Annotated in this window: 14 protein-coding genes; 4 read left to right on the plus strand and 10 right to left on the minus strand. The window is 46.7% G+C overall.

Features of this window, described 5'->3' with window-relative positions:
• Positions 1-91: 91 nt before the first annotated feature.
• The 9 genes from feoB to argC form a co-directional block, all read right to left on the minus strand.
• Entirely contained in the window at positions 92-2,275 is a 2,184-nt protein-coding gene (feoB, locus tag MUB50_RS00380; RefSeq protein WP_244791370.1) for a ferrous iron transport protein B, read from the minus strand.
• Between the two features lie 59 nt (positions 2,276-2,334).
• A complete protein-coding gene (locus tag MUB50_RS00385; protein WP_015525998.1) occupies positions 2,335-2,553 on the minus strand; it encodes a FeoA family protein in 219 nt (72 codons plus the stop codon).
• Between the two features lie 103 nt (positions 2,554-2,656).
• Positions 2,657-2,869, minus strand: a complete 213-nt coding sequence (locus MUB50_RS00390) for a FeoA family protein (RefSeq protein WP_118513191.1) — start codon at positions 2,867-2,869, stop codon at positions 2,657-2,659.
• A gap of 303 nt (positions 2,870-3,172) precedes the next feature.
• The gene (locus tag MUB50_RS00395) at positions 3,173-4,177 is read right to left on the minus strand and encodes a cytidylate kinase-like family protein (RefSeq protein WP_118513192.1); all 1,005 of its coding nucleotides are present in this window, start codon (positions 4,175-4,177) and stop codon (positions 3,173-3,175) included.
• Between the two features lie 15 nt (positions 4,178-4,192).
• Complete coding sequence (locus MUB50_RS00400; RefSeq protein ID WP_118513193.1) at positions 4,193-5,632, minus strand: sodium:proton antiporter; 1,440 nt, start codon at positions 5,630-5,632, stop codon at positions 4,193-4,195.
• 297 nt (positions 5,633-5,929) lie between these two features.
• Positions 5,930-7,120, minus strand: a complete 1,191-nt coding sequence (locus MUB50_RS00405) for an aspartate aminotransferase family protein (protein WP_118623556.1) — start codon at positions 7,118-7,120, stop codon at positions 5,930-5,932.
• On the minus strand, positions 7,107-8,003 hold the full coding sequence (argB, locus tag MUB50_RS00410) for an acetylglutamate kinase (protein ID WP_244791372.1): 897 nt from the start codon (positions 8,001-8,003) through the stop codon (positions 7,107-7,109). The genes MUB50_RS00405 and argB overlap by 14 nt, the downstream gene beginning before the upstream one ends.
• 547 nt (positions 8,004-8,550) lie before the next feature.
• On the minus strand, positions 8,551-9,774 hold the full coding sequence (argJ, locus tag MUB50_RS00415) for a bifunctional glutamate N-acetyltransferase/amino-acid acetyltransferase ArgJ (protein WP_118513196.1): 1,224 nt from the start codon (positions 9,772-9,774) through the stop codon (positions 8,551-8,553).
• A gap of 120 nt (positions 9,775-9,894) precedes the next feature.
• Entirely contained in the window at positions 9,895-10,935 is a 1,041-nt protein-coding gene (argC, locus tag MUB50_RS00420; RefSeq protein WP_244791374.1) for an N-acetyl-gamma-glutamyl-phosphate reductase, read from the minus strand.
• 527 nt (positions 10,936-11,462) lie between these two features.
• On the opposite strand from argC, the gene MUB50_RS00425 reads away from it, so the two are divergent.
• Both MUB50_RS00425 and MUB50_RS00430 read left to right on the plus strand, forming a co-directional pair.
• On the plus strand, positions 11,463-12,695 hold the full coding sequence (locus MUB50_RS00425; protein WP_015526007.1) for an argininosuccinate synthase: 1,233 nt from the start codon (positions 11,463-11,465) through the stop codon (positions 12,693-12,695).
• A 155-nt stretch (positions 12,696-12,850) separates the two neighbouring features.
• Positions 12,851-13,789 (plus strand): DMT family transporter, encoded by a 939-nt coding sequence (locus MUB50_RS00430; protein ID WP_442863189.1) that lies wholly within the window; start codon positions 12,851-12,853, stop codon positions 13,787-13,789.
• A gap of 58 nt (positions 13,790-13,847) precedes the next feature.
• On the opposite strand, the gene MUB50_RS00435 is transcribed toward MUB50_RS00430, so the two are convergent.
• Positions 13,848-14,237 (minus strand): metal-dependent transcriptional regulator, encoded by a 390-nt coding sequence (locus MUB50_RS00435; protein ID WP_118513198.1) that lies wholly within the window; start codon positions 14,235-14,237, stop codon positions 13,848-13,850.
• Positions 14,238-14,500: 263 nt separating this feature from the next.
• Here MUB50_RS00435 and MUB50_RS00440 point away from each other — a divergent pair, with 263 nt between their 5' ends.
• Positions 14,501-16,252 carry an ABC transporter ATP-binding protein gene (locus MUB50_RS00440; RefSeq protein ID WP_118623552.1) on the plus strand — a complete coding sequence of 584 codons (1,752 nt, stop codon included), beginning with the start codon at positions 14,501-14,503 and terminating at the stop codon, positions 16,250-16,252.
• 11 nt (positions 16,253-16,263) lie between these two features.
• Positions 16,264-18,150 (plus strand): ABC transporter ATP-binding protein, encoded by a 1,887-nt coding sequence (locus MUB50_RS00445; protein ID WP_118623666.1) that lies wholly within the window; start codon positions 16,264-16,266, stop codon positions 18,148-18,150.
• Positions 18,151-18,209 lie beyond the last annotated feature (59 nt).

Consider the following 18,209-nt stretch of genomic DNA (forward strand, 5'->3'; position numbering starts at 1 on the left):
ATTATAGCACAGAAGACCAGGTATTTACATCCCCGGTCTCCTGCATTTCTTATCATATGTACCGGATCGTTACTGTATGACCGGTTTTCAATTAATCTGCTGCCTGTACAGATCTCTTTGTAACATCGTTCTGGTTCTTGTACGGATCTGGTCTGAACAGAAGGAAGAGCAGGATCGCTACAAGGATCAGCGCTACGATCGTTCCGATTCCGAAGGAACCGGCACCTGTGACAACAAGACCGATCTGATATACACAAAGTGTTACAACATAAGCAAAAATGTTCTGGAAGAGAATTGCAAACCAGAACCATTTTCTGGACTGCATCTCATGTGCCATTGTAGAAATAGCTGCAAGGCACGGAGAGTCAAGCAGGTTGAACAGCAGGAAAGAAAATGCTGCTACTGCTGTCGGGAACCATGCTTTGATCGCTGCACCAACAATCATGGTATCCTCTGCATCATCTCCAGCTACGTTTGCAAGAACACCCATTGTACTTACGATGGACTCTTTTGCGGAGAATCCGGAGATGGAGGCTGCAACCGGCTGCCATTTACCAAATCCAAGAGGGGCAAAGATCGGAGCAAGGATACCACCAAGGATAGCCATGATACTGTCGTTGCTGTCCTCAACAAATCCGATTCCGCTTCCTGTATTTCCGATGCTGGAAAGGATCCACATGATAACTGTTGCAAGGAAAAGAATGGTACCGGCTTTGATGATGAAACCTTTCAGTCTCTCCCAAACGTGAAGCAGAACTGTCTTTACAGACGGAATATGATACTGTGGAAGCTCCATTACAAACGGAGCAGGTTTACCGGAGAAAGGTTTGGTTTTCTTCAGAATGATAGCAGATACAAGAACTGCTATAACACCGATAAAGTACATCAGTGGTGTGATGAAACCAGCAGCTACGTAGTCACCGGTTGCATAAGCTGTCATGATGCCACCCATAAGAGCGATAACAGGAAGCTTGGCACCACATGGGATAAATGTCGCTGTCATAATTGTCAGACGACGGTCATTATCTGCCTCGATCGTTTTGGAAGCCATGATTCCAGGGATTCCACAGCCGGAGGAGATAAGAAGCGGGATAAAGCTCTTTCCGGAAAGTCCAAAATGACGGAATACACGGTCCATGACGAATGCGATACGAACCATATAACCGCAGTCTTCAAGGATGGAAAGGAACAGGAACAGAATCGCCATCTGCGGAACAAATCCAAGCACTGCCCCAAGACCACCGATGATACCGTCAGATACAAGGCTTACCAGCCAGTCAGCAACACCAGCATTGCCGAGTCCATCCGATACAACACTCTGGATGGTTCCCACAAAGCTGTCATTTGTCCAGTCTGTTACCATGGTACCAACTGTTGTTACCGATACATAATAAACGATGAACATGGTAAGGATAAAGATCGGAAGGCCGAGAATACGGTTCGTTACAATACGGTCGATCTTATCGGAAACTGTCATCTTATTTCCGCTTCTCTTAACGTTTGCAGAAACAACCTTCTGGATGTACTGATATCTTCCATCCGTTACGATACTCTCTGTATCATCATCCTCTGCCTTCTCAAGCTCAGAAGCGATCTCCTCGATTCTGGACTGTACAGAAACCGGAAGGTTCAGTCCTTCTTTCACCTTGCTGTCTCTCTCAAGAAGCTTTACTGCATACCATCTTCTGTTCTCTTCAGAGATATTTGCAGGAACAAGTCCCTCGATCTCGTTTACAGCCTTCTCAACTGCTTTCGGAAATTCCATCTGCTTCGATGGTACTCTGTGCTGGTTTGCACATTTGATTGCCTCATCAACAACCTCTTTAAGGCCTGTTCCCTTAAGAGCAGATGTCTCAACGATCGGGCATCCAAGTGCGGAGCTTAAGCCTTTTACATTGATATGGATATTGTTCTTCTTCAGAAGATCCACCATATTAAGAGCGATAACAACCGGGATACCGATTTCAAGAAGCTGGGTTGCAAGATACAGGTTTCTCTCGATGTTTGTTGCATCCACAAGATCGATGATCACATCCGGTTTCTCTTTCAGAAGGTAATCACGGCTGACAACCTCCTCAAGTGTATACGGGGAAAGTGAATAGATACCCGGAAGGTCTGTTACCGTTACGTCCTTCTTGTTTTTCAGTTTTCCCTCTTTTTTCTCTACAGTAACACCTGGCCAGTTACCAACGTACTGGTTTGCGCCTGTAAGAGCATTGAACATTGTAGTCTTACCACAGTTCGGGTTTCCGGCAAGAGCTATTGTTACAGACATTTTGCATCCTCCTTTTTTCAGGTCAGAGCCTGACGTTCTGTCATTTTTCGAAGCTTATTTTACTTTACTTCCACACATGCTGCGTCATGCTTACGCAGAGAAAGCTCATAGCCTCTGATGGTGATCTCAACCGGATCTCCAAGAGGAGCTACCTTTCGGATATAAACCTCGCTGCCTTTTGTGATTCCCATATCCATGATACGACGCTTGTAAGCCGGGTCGCCGGTTATCTTGGAAACAACTACTGTAGAACCTACTGCTGCATCACGTAAAGTCATTTCTCTTTTCCTCCCTGTTCATATTCCAATTCCTAATCTATCCTCAACTGCGCCTTCCGCAGTTTGGGGCAAATCCACTACCGGTCACTGCCTCTCAGTCCGGTCACACCATAATGTGTCTGGCCATTTCTTTATTGACTGCTACTCTGGAATCCTTGACATTTACGATCAGATTGCCGTCAAACTGGGAAACAACTGTCACTTCCGCATTCTCAACAAAACCAAGGCCTGCAAGAAATCTTCTTGTATCCTCCGCTCCTGAAATACGCTTGATCGTGCCCGTATCACCTGACTGTAAAAATAAAATCGGCTGCATGGAATCCCTCCGTTTCTTTCTAGTAATTAGCTTAATCTAATTAGTTAATTCTAACTCATAGGTTAGTTTATACTAAGTTTTTTCGAATGTCAATCCCCTAAATGAAAAAAGTTAATCAAGATTAAGTTTTTATAAACAAAATATAAAAAAAGTTCCTGCATTTTGAAGTACTTCTGTCTGGCAGAAGGTTGCCTCTCCTTTGCAGGAACTCTGTTCTGATTCTTTTTTTCTGTTTGCAGCCTGTTAAGCTAAAAACCCCTTCCGGAACTTTTTCTTTCTTCCGTGCTGCTCATATTTTATCTCTTAGTGGATCTGATCATCCAGCAGCTTCAGGATCAGATTCTCCGTTTCATTGATTCCGTAGCTTGCGCTGTTGATACAAAGATCGTAATTATCCGGCTTGCCCCACTGAGCTCCGCCGTAAAAATTGTAATACTGTCTGTGCTGGCTGTCCATCTTTTTCAGGAAACGGACTGCCTGCTTCATATTCATCTTCCTTACATCCATAACATGCTGCACACGGATAGCAAAAGGAGCTGTGATAAACAGACTGATATGTGGAATGTGATTGTTTTTGAGGATCGCATCCGCACACCTTCCCATAATGATGCAATCCTCTTTTGAGGCCAGATCGCAGATCAGGTCACTCATGTTAAAGAATACCGCATCCTGTTTCGGAAGGCCATGGTAACGGTTGAATTCCCGGAACCAGCCCTTGAGATCAAATTTATGCTTCTTCTCATATTTATTGAAATCCGCAAAATATTCCGCATCGTTGACCGCGCCCTTTTCCGCCTCAAGACGCCTTAATACCTGATCAAAGATCTCCACATCATAATAGTTGATCCGAAGCTTGTCTGCCAGTCCGAAACCGATATCATTACCGGCACTTCCCTGTGTACGGCTGATACAGATGACCAGATGGTCATTCTCAGAGATTTTTTCTCTGCGCTTGATCATATGATTCAGCGCCACACGTTCCTTATCCATGATATCCGTAGCAACAAAAGTCTCCGGCAGCGTCAGGATCTCCTGAAAGATCTCATCATATTTCTTCATGAGACGGCTTTTTTCTTCTTTATCCTTGATGGTCCTGGCCATGTTGCTGATCAGTGCCATCTCGCTTCGAAGAAGATGTCCGTCCGGTTTGGTATACATCAGAGCACTTAAGTTCCGGATAGTGCCTTCTCTGTCACCGGTGAAGGTACGTCCAAGGGAAGATCCTACGCTTTCATAAACCTCGCCATCCAGTTCATAAAGTCTGGTGGCAAGCTCTCTGCATTTCTCTCGAATGTTATTATCCTGCATATTGATCCTCCTCCCTTATAAAAAGAATACCAGCATATCGATGATGAACATCGGTACCAGGAAACAAATGGACCATGCCATATATCCGAAGAAGGACGGCATGTTGATACCATTTTCGTCAGAAAGTGTCTTGACCATAAAGTTCGGAGCATTGCCGATATATGTATTGGCGCCCATAAATACAGCACCGCAGGAAATCGCAGAAAGAAGCTTTACAGGAACTGTTCCCAGCGTTGTTGCGATTCCGTTTGTAAATCCAAGAGTTCCTGCTGTTGTCAGAAATACCAGATAGGTCGGCGTATTATCCAGGAAACTGGACAAAGCTCCGGTCGCCCAGAACATCTGGTACGGCTCGGTGATACCAAGATTCGGTCCTACTGCTTTCAGAAGCATCAGGGCTGGCTGCATGGTGATAAAAATACCGATGAAAAGTACTGCAACCTCCTTGATCGCACCCCAGGTAAAATGGTTCCGCACACGGATCCTTTTATCTGTTGTCTTAAAGGACAGAAATGCAGCTGCCAGGATCAGGACGATCTCAATGATCGACGGGAAGCTTAAAGTAACCTCACCGAAAATATGAAGCCCCTTTACATTTCCGGCTGCATCCTGGAATGCAGGCATACCGGGAAGCATTCCACTTAAGATAACACCCACAACGATCATCACAAGGAAGATGATATTATGAAGACCCTCGATCTTAAACTCGGTACCCGGTTTGCTGATATCCGGTTTACGTCCCTCTGCGATATCCTTCTTGTAAGAGCGCATATCCAGATGATAGAACACAAACAGAAGGATCACCATATTAAAGATCAGTACCGGAAAAAGATGAAGGCTCCAGAAAAACGGAACTCCTCGCATGAAGCCCATCAGAAGCGGCGGATCACCGATCGGTGTCAGGCAGCCACCCATGTTGGATACCATAAAGATGAAAAAGATCATAATATGACCCTTTCTCTTTCTCCAGGAATTCATTTTGATCACCGGACGGACCATCAGCATGCTGGCTCCGGTAGTTCCGATACAGCTGGAAAGCAGGGTTCCCAGTGCAAGAAGTCCTACATTTACTCTTGGCGAACCCGCAAAATCGCCCTCAACTGTAATGTTACCGGATACACAGAACAGTCCAAATAACAGGATGATAAATGTAAGATAGTCATTGATCACGCACTCCAGTACTGTTTCCGCAGTTTTTCCGGCACCGTAAACAACTGCAAACGGAATGATCATAAGAACGATCCAGAATGCAACCACAACGGGCTGATGTGACTCCCACCACTCACCCTTTACCAGCGGCATCACTGCAACACACAGAAGGAGGCCCGCAAAAGGGATACAAAGCCACACCGGCACACCAGATCCTGTCCCACCGTTTCCAGCTGCCCATACACCCACAGGACATGCCAGAAATACTGTCAGAAAAGTACACATGACGGTTAATAATTTTTTCAAAATTTTCACCCCTCACATAAAATTTTTTTACCAGTGAAATTATAACATATGGCGTCCTAAAATCAACTGTGTAGATGTGCAATTTATACTCGAGCCCTCTCGCTTTTTTGTGCATTTTGTCGGTGTGTCATAGCAGTTTTTGTTTGTTTTCAAACACACGACCAGATTTTCGGATATTGTTTTCTATATCTGTTATATAATTTATATATATTGTCTCTCTGACAAAAAAGCAGCCGTATTCTCCATCGGCACACTGCCCTTTCCTGAAAATACTGCTGCTTTTGTATCTGTTATTTTTTATTCCATACACTCGTCAAGGATCTCTGCCATCTTGTCGATATCCTCTTTTGTGATCACAAGAGGAGGAACGAGGCGGAGAACATCACTTCCTGCTGAGATCACCAGAAGGCCTTTTGCAAGAGCTTTTTTCACCACGTCTCCTACCGGACGTCCCTTGATCACGATACCCTGCATGAAGCCTTTGCCTCTTCTTGTTTCTGCACAGTCATGCTTTGCAACCAGTTCGTCCAGCTTCTCCTCAAAATACGGAGTAAGTCCCTGCACATGGGAAAGAATCTGATCTTTTTCAAAAATGTCAAATACCTTGCTGACTGCTGCACATACGAAGGGATTTCCGCCGTAAGTGGTTCCGTGATCGCCTGGCTTCAGGGAAGCTGCAGCTGCTTTTTTGTTCAGCACAAAAGCCCCTACCGGAACACCACAGCCAAGTGCTTTGGCACAGGTCATGATATCCGGCTGTACTCCATATGCCTGCCATGCAAAATAATGTCCGGTACGTCCCATACCGCACTGGATCTCGTCCAGGATCAGGATGATATCCTGCTCATCACAAAGCTTACGTAAGCCTTCCAGGAACTCTTTTGTAGCCGGATAAATACCGCCTTCTCCCTGTACGGTCTCGGTGATGATGGCACAGGTCTTATCTGTGATCTGAGCCTTTACACTCTCAAGATCATTGAAATCTGCAAATTTTACCCCACCCATCAGCGGCTCAAAGGGCTCTCTGTAATGTGCATTGCCTGTCACGGAAAGAGCGCCGATGCTGCGGCCGTGGAAGGAATGGTTCATGGCAATGATCTCATGGTCTGCATGGCCATCTCTTTCGTAGGCATATTTCTTGGCAGCCTTCAGAGCACCCTCAATGGCCTCTGTACCACTGTTTGTAAAGAAAGCCTTTTCCATATGGCTTGCCTGTACAAGTCTGGCTCCTGCATCAATGATCGGCTCATTGTAGTACAGGTTGGAAATATGCATCAGCTTGTCGATCTGGGATTTCAATGCTTCGTCATAGCCCGGATAATGATATCCCAGAGCATTTACAGCGATACCTGCCGCAAAATCCAGATATTCCTTTCCTTCGGAATCATAGAGGTAACAGCCCTCGCCTTTTTCAAAAACTACCGGAAAACGGTTATATGTATGAAGAATACTGGCTTCAGATTCTTCCATCTGTTCATTCATGCTCATTGTAATATTTCTCCCCATCATCTTTTAAAATTGCAGTACCAATACCTTTGTTTGTAAATATCTCAAGCAGTAAGCTGTGCGGGATCCTTCCATCCAGGATATGGACTCTGTTTACACCATGCTCGATAGCGTCAATACAGTTTTTCAGCTTCGGGATCATACCGCCGCCCACAGTACCATCTGAGATCAGGTTCTCAGCCTCATCTACACGAAGCTCGGAGATCAGAGTGGAGGGATCATCTGCCTCTCTGTAAACACCCTCAATGTCAGACAGGAAGGCCAGCTTCTCTGCCTCAATTGCCTCTGCAATGGCGCAGGCTGCATCATCCGCATTGATATTGTAGGAATCAAAATTTTCGTCAAAGCCGATCGGGAATACGATCGGAAGGAAATCTCTTTCCAGAAGGTCCTGGAGGATCTTCGGATTAACCTTTGTAACCTCACCTACGTAGCCGATGTCTTCGCCTTTGGAAAGCTTCTTTTTGCACTGGAGAAGACCGCCGTCCTTACCGCTGACACCTACAGCCTGTACGCCGAGAGATTCTACCAGAGTAACAAGCTCCTTGTTTACTTTTGCAAGAACCATCTCTGCGATCTCCATAGTGTCTTTATCCGTTACACGGAGACCGTTTACAAAATGCGGCTCCATGCCGACTTTGCCGACCCAGCGGCTGATTTCCTTGCCGCCGCCGTGAACAATGATCGGTTTGAAACCGACTAATTTCAGAAGGACTGCGTCCTTGATGACGTTACGCTTTAATTCTTCATCAAGCATGGCGCTTCCGCCGTATTTGATGACTACGATCTTGCGGTTGAACCGCTGGATATATGGCAGAGCTTCTATGAGCACCTCTGCTTTGTCAAGATATTTCTGATTTACCATGTGGGTGTCTCCTTTTTTTGAAAAATGATATGGGTGAAAAAGGTTTTGTTGTTGTGTGTTGGACGGATTTGTTTTTTGTTGTAATTTTGTCTCAGCTGACAGCTGTGGGATTTGCGAGGAGGGGAAGCACTCGGAGTTCCGAAGGCCGTTTCCCCTCCTCGCGCTCCTCCCCTCCGGCCACGGGAAACGGGCTGTTGCCCGCGTTGCGGGCAAAGCGCCTGCTGCGGACAGGCTGCTGCAAGCAGCCGCTTCCGACGCGCTTTCGCCGAAGGCGAACAGCCCGTCAGGCAGTCTTCGTCGACTGACGTTTAACACGACACAACTTCCGAGTTCCCGCCCTGAGGTTCCTCACGTTCGTCACTCAGTCTTCGTCGACTGAAGTTCAACACACCACAGCCAAGCGTGCCCAACGGAGGGGGTTCTTAGGGGGAGCGTGCGGGCTTCGCAACTTTGAGCTCGCTCCCCCTAAGGGTTTTCTCAGCTTACAAACTGAAACAAAACTACAACCAAAATCCACCCATAAAAACCATTCTACAGAGTTCTTACATCAAGAACGATAATCCGCATTGATCTTTATGTAATCATAGGTGAGGTCGCATCCCCATGCAGTTGCGGATGCATCTCCCATCTTCATATCCGCAATGGCTGTCACTGCCTCTTCGGAGAGGATCTTAGTAGCTTCCTCCTCGCTGTAGCCTGTAGAAACTCCATTTTCAATGATCTTGATCTTTCCTGCTTTGCTCTCAAAGTAAAGATCTACCTTTTCCGGATCGAACTGAACGCCGGAGTAGCCGAGGGCGCAGAGGATTCTTCCCCAGTTTGCATCGTGACCATAAATGGCTGCCTTTGTTAAGGAAGATGTTACTACGGATTTACTTAAGGTTACGGCTTCTGCCTTGGTGGCTGCGCCGATGACCTTGACCTCGAAGAGTGCAGTTGCACCTTCTCCGTCACCTGCGATCTTTTTGGCAAGAGTTGTGTTTACGTAGTTAAGAGCCTTTTTGAATTCTTCATAATCTGCGTTTTTCTCTGTGATCTTCGGATTGCCGGCCTGTCCGTTTGCAAGGAGGAGGACGGTATCGTTTGTGGAGGTATCTCCGTCAACGGATACCATATTGTAGGTGTCCTTGATATCCTCACTGAGTGCTTCCTGAAGAAGCTCCTTGGTGATATCCACATCACTGGTGATAAATCCAAGCATCGTGCACATGTTGGGGTGGATCATTCCGGAGCCCTTGCACATACCGCCTACCGTTACGGTTTTTCCACCGATCTCGATCTCTACCGCTGCCTCTTTCTTCTCGGTATCTGTTGTCATGATGGCTTTTGCTGCCTCAAGGCCTGCCTCGCGGCTTCCCTCAAGCTTCGGTGCCATGGCTTTTACTCCGTTTGCGATACGGTCAATAGGAAGCTGCATTCCGATAACACCTGTGGATGCTACCAGAACACTATCCTCCGGGATCCCAAGGCTTTCGGATGCTGCCTTGGCTGTTTCCCTGCAATAGCCAAATCCTTCCTCACCGGTACATGCATTGGCGATTCCGCTGTTGCAGATCACGGCTCTTGCGCCCTGATGATTATATACAATGTCCTGATCCCATCTTACCGGAGCTGCTTTTACCACATTGGTTGTGAAGGTTCCTGCAGCCACACAGGGAACCTCACTGAATACCATAGCCATATCAGTACGGCCTTTATATTTGATCTCTGCTGCAGTTGACGCTGCCTTAAAACCTTTTGCGGCTGTAACGCCGCCGTCGATGATCTTCATATTATATATCTCCTCTCAACGGTGATGCCGGATCCTGTCCGCTGTACCAGATCGAATATCTCAGTCTATTCAGTCAAAATCCTTCGGCATCCACCATATTTTATTTGTGATCCGCCTGTTTTACGGGCACATCGGGATCTGTTTCAGTCCTTCGTTCTCGTCAAATCCAAACATCAGGTTCATGTTCTGAACAGCCTGTCCTGCTGCACCCTTTACCAGGTTGTCGATAGCGCCCATCATGATGACTCTCTTTGTTCTCGGATCGATCTTGAAGTTCACGTCCACAAAATTGCTGCCTTCTACATTTCTTGTCTGCGGGCATACATCCTTGTTCAGGACACGTACAAAAAACTCGTCCTTATAATATTTGTCATAGGCTGCTTTTACTTCCTCGTAGGTAACATCCCTGGTCAGGGAGGCATATGCTGTTACCAGGATTCCACGGTTCATCGGAACAAGATGTGGGGTAAAATTGATCATCACTTCCTGTCCGCATGCATATCCAAGCTGATCCTCAATCTCCGGTGTATGCCTGTGTGTGGCAACACCGTAAGCTTTGATGCTCTCGTTTACCTCGCAGTAGAGATTCGGAACCTTGGCTCCTCTTCCTGCTCCGGAGGTTCCGGACTTGGCATCAATGATAATGGTGTTCGGATTAATGAGGCCTTCCTTTAACAACGGATAAATAGACAGTGTGGAGCATGTCGGATAGCATCCCGGGTTGGCGATCAGCCTTGCATTCTTAATATCCTCACGGTTGATCTCGCAGAGACCATAAACAGCTTCCTCGATAAACTGCGGAGCCTTATGCTCGATCCCGTACCACTTCTCATATTTTTTCACATCTTTAATACGGAAATCTGCGCTTAAGTCGATCACCTTACATTTGGAAAGGATTTCTTCATTGATAAGGGATGCACAAAGGCCCTGTGGTGTTGCTGTAAAGATCACATCTACCTCATCTGCAAGTGCAGCCATGTTGTCATCCATACATTTGGCATCCACCAGCCTGAAAAAATTCTGATAAATATCTGCATACTGCTGATCTATGTAGCTTCGGGAGCCGAACCATTTAATCTCAACGTCTCTGTGTCCAAGAAGAAGTCTTACGATTTCATTTCCTGCGTATCCTGTCGCACCGATAATTCCTGCTTTAATCATCTTTTACATTCCTCCTCTGCCGTTTTTCCTACGGCTTAATACCCCCTGCAGAAGCGTTTGCTATTCTTATTTATGCCTCTTTTTTATGTCTTCTGATATCTGAATCTTCTGCAAAGGTCAGACAGACATCTTAAACCTGTCCGTACTGCCAGTTCATATGTCCGCCTTGTCAATGGATAGATTATACATCTTATCTGCATATTATGCAATAGTCATTTTTTTGATTTTTCACGGCCTTTTCTGTTTTTCCTGTATTTTCTTATAATAACGCCTACTTCCAGATGTATTTTTATGCAAAATTTTTTTCATATTTTTCAAATTATCTCTTGCATATTTATAAAATCTGGTGTATATTAAGCCATGTCGACAGGACAGCCGAAAATTTTGTTTTGTTGTACATGAATATTTATTCACTCTGGTAAAGTTGTAAAACGGTATAATTTTTTCCAGATAACGTAAAAAAATCCACCGTCCCGGAAATGTCCGGAGCGATACAAAATCAAAAAAATCCCAGGAGGACATATATTATGAAAGAAAAAGTTGTTTTAGCGTATTCCGGTGGTCTTGATACCACAGCCCTGATCCCGTGGCTGAAAGAAACCTTTGATTACGACGTTGTCTGCTGCTGTGTAAACTGCGGACAGGGAAACGAGCTGGACGGTCTTGAGGAAAGAGCAAAAATGTCCGGTGCTTCCAAATTATATATCGAGGATATCGTTGATGAATTCTGCGATGACTTCATCATGCCATGTGTAGAGGCTGGTGCTGTATACGAGCATTCCTATCTTCTCGGAACTTCCATGGCTCGTCCGGTCATTGCCAAGAAACTGGTTGAGATCGCACGTAAAGAGGGTGCCGTTGCTATCTGCCACGGTGCTACCGGTAAAGGAAATGACCAGATCCGTTTCGAGCTTGGCATCAAGGCTCTTGCTCCGGACATCAAGATCATTGCTCCATGGCGTATGACAGATCTGTGGACCATGCAGTCCCGTGAAGATGAGATTGAGTTCTGTAAGGCTCATGGCATCACTCTTCCATTTGATGCAAGCCACAGCTACAGCCGTGACAGAAACCTCTGGCACATCAGCCATGAGGGACTCGAACTTGAGGATCCATCCCAGGCTCCGAACTATGATGACATGCTTGTATTAAGCGTAACACCTGAGAAAGCCCCGGATAAAGAAACTGAGATCACCATGACATTCGAGCAGGGTGTTCCGAAAACACTCAACGGAAAAGCAATGAAGGTTTCCGAGATCATCACAGAGCTGAACAAGCTTGGCGGCGAGAACGGCATCGGTATCGTTGATATTGTTGAGAACCGTGTTGTTGGTATGAAATCCCGTGGCGTTTATGAAACTCCTGGCGGAACGATCCTGATGGCAGCACATGACCAGCTTGAGGAACTGATCCTTGACCGTGAGACAATGGAAGCCAAGAAAAAACTTGGCAGCCAGTTTGCACAGGTTGTTTACGAAGGAAAATGGTACACACCTCTCCGTGAGGCTATCCAGGCATTTGTTGAGTCTACTCAGAAATATGTTACCGGCGAGGTTAAATTCAAGCTTTACAAAGGAAACATCATCAAGAATGGTACAACCTCTCCGTACAGCCTTTACAATGAGTCTCTCGCTTCCTTCACAACCGGTGATATGTATGATCACCATGATGCAGACGGATTCATCACTCTGTTCGGTCTGCCGCTGAAGGTTCGTGCCATGAAGCTTGCAGAAGTTAAGAATAACCAGAATCAGAACTGATCTTGCCGGATATTGCTCCGACAGATCATAAAAATGCCCCGGGAAGCTATATAAGTTCCCCGGGGTCTTTTGTTATGTACTGCTTTGATCTTATAATAGATTTGATCACATAATATCTAATAAACGAAAGGTTTTTTATCATGAACTCACAGAAAATGCCTCTGAAAAATTCTCTCTGCCTGCTTCTGGCCGCAACGATCTGGGGAATCGCCTTCGTTGCCCAGAGTGTAGGCATGGAATATGTTGGCCCCTTCACCTTCAACGGCGTCCGTTCCCTGATCGGTGCCGCTGTCCTGGTTCCGGTGCTCTTTATCCTGAACCGTTCCGGAAATAAATCCTCTGCTGCCACAGATTCCGCAATACCGGAATCCTCATCAACACTTTCAGAAAAAGCTGTATCCGCCACTCCATATAACAGCCGTGACCTGTGGCTGGGCGGCATTGCCTGCGGATCCGCTCTTTTTGCTGCGAGCAGCTTCCAGCAGTTTGGTATCCAATACACAACTGTAGGAAAAGCCGGCTTCATCACCGCCTGCTACATTGTCATCGTCCCGATCATCGGAATTTTCCTGAAAAAGAAATGCAGTCCCTTTATATGGGCAGCCGTTGTCATGGCACTGGCCGGGCTTTATCTTCTCTGCATCACAGACGGATTTTCCATTGGCCTCGGAGATATTCTTATGCTGGTATGTGCTTTTCTCTTTTCCCTGCACATTCTGGTCATTGACTATTTTTCTCCGAAGGCAGACGGTGTAAAGCTTTCCTGTATCCAGTTTCTGGTCTGCGGGATCCTGTCCATGATCCCGGCACTTATTCTGGAACATCCGCAGATTTCTTCCATTCTCACTGCCTGGCTGCCGATCCTGTATGCCGGTGTAATGTCCTGCGGTGTTGCCTACACCCTGCAGGTCGTAGGCCAGAAAAATGTGAATCCCACAGTTGCTTCTCTGATCCTTTCTCTTGAATCCTGCATCTCCGTGCTTGCAGGCTGGGTGCTCCTGGATCAGAAGCTTACCATAAAAGAGCTCCTTGGATGTGTCATCATGTTTGCAGCCATCATCCTGGCACAGCTGCCGGAAAAAGAAAATAAATAAAAAACAGGCAGCCGGTTTGGTATTTTACCTTCCGGCTGCCTGTCTGCATGCATGTTTCTTATTCTGCTGCTTCTTCCTTCTTAATGAAGTTATTATAATGTGCCTTGATCTTATCAAAGCTCTCCTGGCTGATGTCGTGCTCCATCTTGCAGGCATCCTCCATTGCAATCTCGGCCGGAACCCCAAGTCCCTCCAGCATCCTGGCAAGAACAATGTGACGCTCATAAATCTGATTGGCGATCTCTGCCCCCTTCTCCAGAAGTGTCACGGTACCGTAACGGTCCATAGCAATATAACCATCCTCACGAAGAAGCTTCATTGCGTGACTGACGCTTGGCTTGGAAACACCAAGTCTGGTCGCAATATCAATAGAACGGACTCCTCCACCTTTTTTGGATAAAACCAGAATTGATTCAAGATAATCCTCTGCTGACTGTCTGATCTCCATACAAAATCCTCCCTGCAAAAATTTAACTCTATATAGACCCTCTGAAGGGATCTGAATCCCATTCCTTCCCTGTTCTACAGGCAAATATTAACTTTTAATATACCGCTTAAAGGATGTTGTGTCAAGCATTTCGTACATGTTTATCTTGACATTAAAAATAATTTCCCCGATAATAGTAGCTGAACAATACAGCTGTTCTATAGCAGCCCGGAATCCTTTCCAGTGGTGCTGTCTTTTTGAACAGTAAAGAAAGGAGATTTTTTATGCTCAAAACCCTTCTGGCCCAGGTCAGGGAGTTTAAAAAGGCATCGTTTCTCACGCCTTTTTTCATGATCCTGGAAGTTCTCTTTGAGACTCTGATTCCCCTGGCCATGGCTTCCATCATTGATAAGGGTGTGGAAGCCGGAAATATCGGCCATATCTATCGGATGGGTGCAGTTATGGTAGTTCTTGCCCTGTGCGGACTCTGGTCCGGCGTCATGGGAGGAAAATACGGAGCACTGGCCTCCACAGGCTTTGCCAGAAACCTCCGAAAAGCCATGTACACCAACATCCAGACCTTTTCTTTTTCCAACATCGACAAATACAGCACTGCCGGCCTGATCACCCGTCTTACCACAGATGTGACCAACCTGCAGAACGCTTATCAGATGATCCTTCGTATGTGTACCCGTGCACCGGCCAGTCTGATCTGTGCCATGGTCATGGCATTTCTTATCAATGCAAAGCTTGCAAGCATCTATCTTGTCGCTGTTATCTTCCTCGGAGGCTGTCTGATCTTTATCATGCAGAAGGCCACTGTATACTTCCAGGCCGTATTCCGTAAATACGACGATCTGAACGCAAGTGTCCAGGAAAACATCGGCGCTGTGCGTGTGGTCAAGGCCTATGTCCGCGAAGACTACGAGATCAGTAAATTCCAGAAAGCCTGCAACAAAGTATACGAAATGTTCTTAAGTGCTGAGAAGATCGTTGTCATGAACATGCCCCTGATGCAGTTTACCGTTTATGCCTGTATCCTGGGGATCAGCTGGCTCGGCGCCAAAATGATCGTAGGCAGCTCCCTTACTACCGGTGAGCTTATGAGCCTTCTCACCTACTGCATGAACATTCTCATGAGCCTTATGATGCTTTCCATGGTTTTTGTTATGGTGACAATGAGTATTGCCAGCGCAGAGCGTGTTACGGAAGTTATCAATGATACTGCTGACATCACAGATCCGGAAGATCCGGTAACAGATGTCCCTGACGGAAGTATCGTCTTCGATCATGTGAATTTCAGCTATAAGAAAGACAGTCAGGAACCCGTTCTGAAGGATATCAATATCTCGATCTGCTCCGGCGAGACCATAGGGATCATCGGCGGTACCGGAAGTGCAAAATCCAGCCTTGTCAACCTGATCAGCCGTCTTTATGACGTAACGGATGGTTCTGTTTCCGTAGGAGGCATCGACGTCCGTAAATACCATCTGGAATCTCTCAGAAATCAGGTTTCCGTTGTTCTTCAGAAAAATGTACTTTTCTCAGGAACCATTCTGGAAAATCTCCGCTGGGGTGACAAAAATGCCACAGAGGAGGAATGCCGCCGCGCATGCCAGCTTGCCTGTGCCGATGATTTCATCGAAAAAATGCCGGACAAATACAACACCTTCATTGAACAGGGCGGCTCCAATGTTTCCGGAGGCCAGAAGCAGCGTCTCTGTATCGCCCGTGCTCTTCTGAAGAAGCCAAAGATACTGATCCTGGATGACTCCACCAGTGCAGTAGATACTGCCACAGACGCAAGGATCCGCCGTGCTTTTGCTGAAGAGATCCCGGATACCACCAAGCTGATCATCGCACAGCGTGTTTCCAGCATCCAGAATGCGGACCGGATCATCGTTATGGATAACGGGGAGATCAACGGTTTTGGTACCCACGAGGAGCTTCTTAAGACCAACGCCATTTATCAGGAAGTATTTCATTCACAGACCGGCGGTGCCGGTGATTTTGACGAGGGAGGTGAGCCGGCTTGAAAAAACAGAACATGAAAGGCCCGGGCGGTCCTGGCCCAAAGGGTATGGGAACACCGGAACAGCCGGGAAAGCTTCTGGGACGCCTTGCCCGTTATATCTTTAAAAACTACAGTATCCATATCGTGATCGTGGTGATCTGCATTTTTGTCAGTGTTCTTGCCAATGTACAGGGAACCATGTTCATGAAAACCCTGATCGACCAGTACATCACACCTCTTCTCTCAGCAGATACACCGGATTTCGGGCCTCTGGCTGCAGCCATCGCACGTGTGGCATGCTTTTACGCCATTGGTGTTATTGCCACCTATACTTATAACCGTATCATGATCAATGTTTCCCAGGGAACCTTACGTAACCTCCGAAACGATATGTTTGCAACGATGGAAACGCTTCCCATCAAATATTTCGACACTCACGCACACGGTGATATCATGTCCATCTACACCAACGACATTGATACCCTGCGCCAGATGATCAGCCAGAGCTTTCCGCAGCTGCTTTCCAGTGTGATCACCATCGTCAGCGTTCTTGTAAGTATGCTGATCCTGAATGTTCCGCTTACTGTAGTTACCCTGCTTATGGTTGCCATTATGATGACTGCCAGCCGGAAGCTTGCAGGCTTAAGCGGAAAATATTTCCTGGAGCAGCAGACCAACCTTGGTATTGTCAATGGTTATATCGAAGAGATGATGGAGGGTCAGAAGGTTGTCAAGGTCTTCTGCCATGAGGACGAAAGCATCCGGAAATTCGATGAACTGAACGACCAGCTTTTCACCAGCGCAGACAATGCCAACCGTTTCGCCAACATCCTGATGCCTGTGGTCGCACAGCTTGGAAATGTCAGCTATGTGATCTGTGCCATGGTGGGCGGTATCCTTGCCATCAACGGCATTGGCAGCTTCACACTTGGCGGGCTTGCCAGCTTCCTGACCTTCAATAAGAGTTTCAACATGCCTATCAACCAGGTCAGCCAGCAGTTCAACAGTATTGTTATGGCTCTTGCAGGTGCAAAACGTATCTTTGATCTTCTGGATGAAAAGCCAGAAGTGGATGAAGGCTACGTTACTCTCGTCAATGCAAAAGAGGAAAATGGTGTTCTTACCGAATCCGACAAACGTACCGGCCGCTGGGCATGGAAGCATTTCCACAAAGCTGAGGGTACCACTGATTATATCGAGCTGAAGGGTGATATGGTCCTGGAGGATGTAGACTTTGGTTATAATTCCAACAAGATCGTTCTCCATGACATCAACATGTATGCACAGCCAGGCCAGAAGATCGCTTTTGTAGGCTCTACCGGCGCCGGAAAAACCACCATCACCAATCTTCTGAACCGTTTTTACGACATTCAGAAGGGTAAGATCCGTTATGACGGCATCAACATCACCAAGATCAAAAAAGATGATCTCAGACGCTCCATGGGCATCGTTCTTCAGGATACCAACCTGTTCACAGCAACCGTTATGGAAAATATCCGCTACGGAAAGCTGGATGCCACAGATGAGGAGGTTATCGCAGCAGCAAAGCTTGCCAACGCCGACGGTTTCATCCGCAGGCTTCCGCAGGGTTATAATACCCTTCTTCGCGGGAACGGTGCAAACTTAAGTCAGGGCCAGAGGCAGCTTCTCTCCATTGCCCGTGCAGCCGTTGCAGACCCACCCGTCCTGATCCTGGACGAGGCCACCAGCTCCATTGATACCCGTACCGAAAAGCTTGTACAGGATGGTATGGATAAGCTGATGGAAGGCAGGACGACCTTTGTGATCGCCCACAGACTTTCCACAGTACGCAACAGTGACTGCATCATGGTCCTGGAGCAGGGACGCATCATCGAGCGTGGTTCCCACGAGGAACTGCTTGCACAGAAGGGCCGGTATTATCAGCTGTATAACGGCTGATCCAGGCTCACAGTTATTTTCAATCTAAAATATTCAATACAAAAAACATGCAGGTTGTA

The organism is Blautia sp. NSJ-140 (assembly GCF_022868965.1).
GTDB lineage: Bacteria > Bacillota > Clostridia > Lachnospirales > Lachnospiraceae > Blautia_A.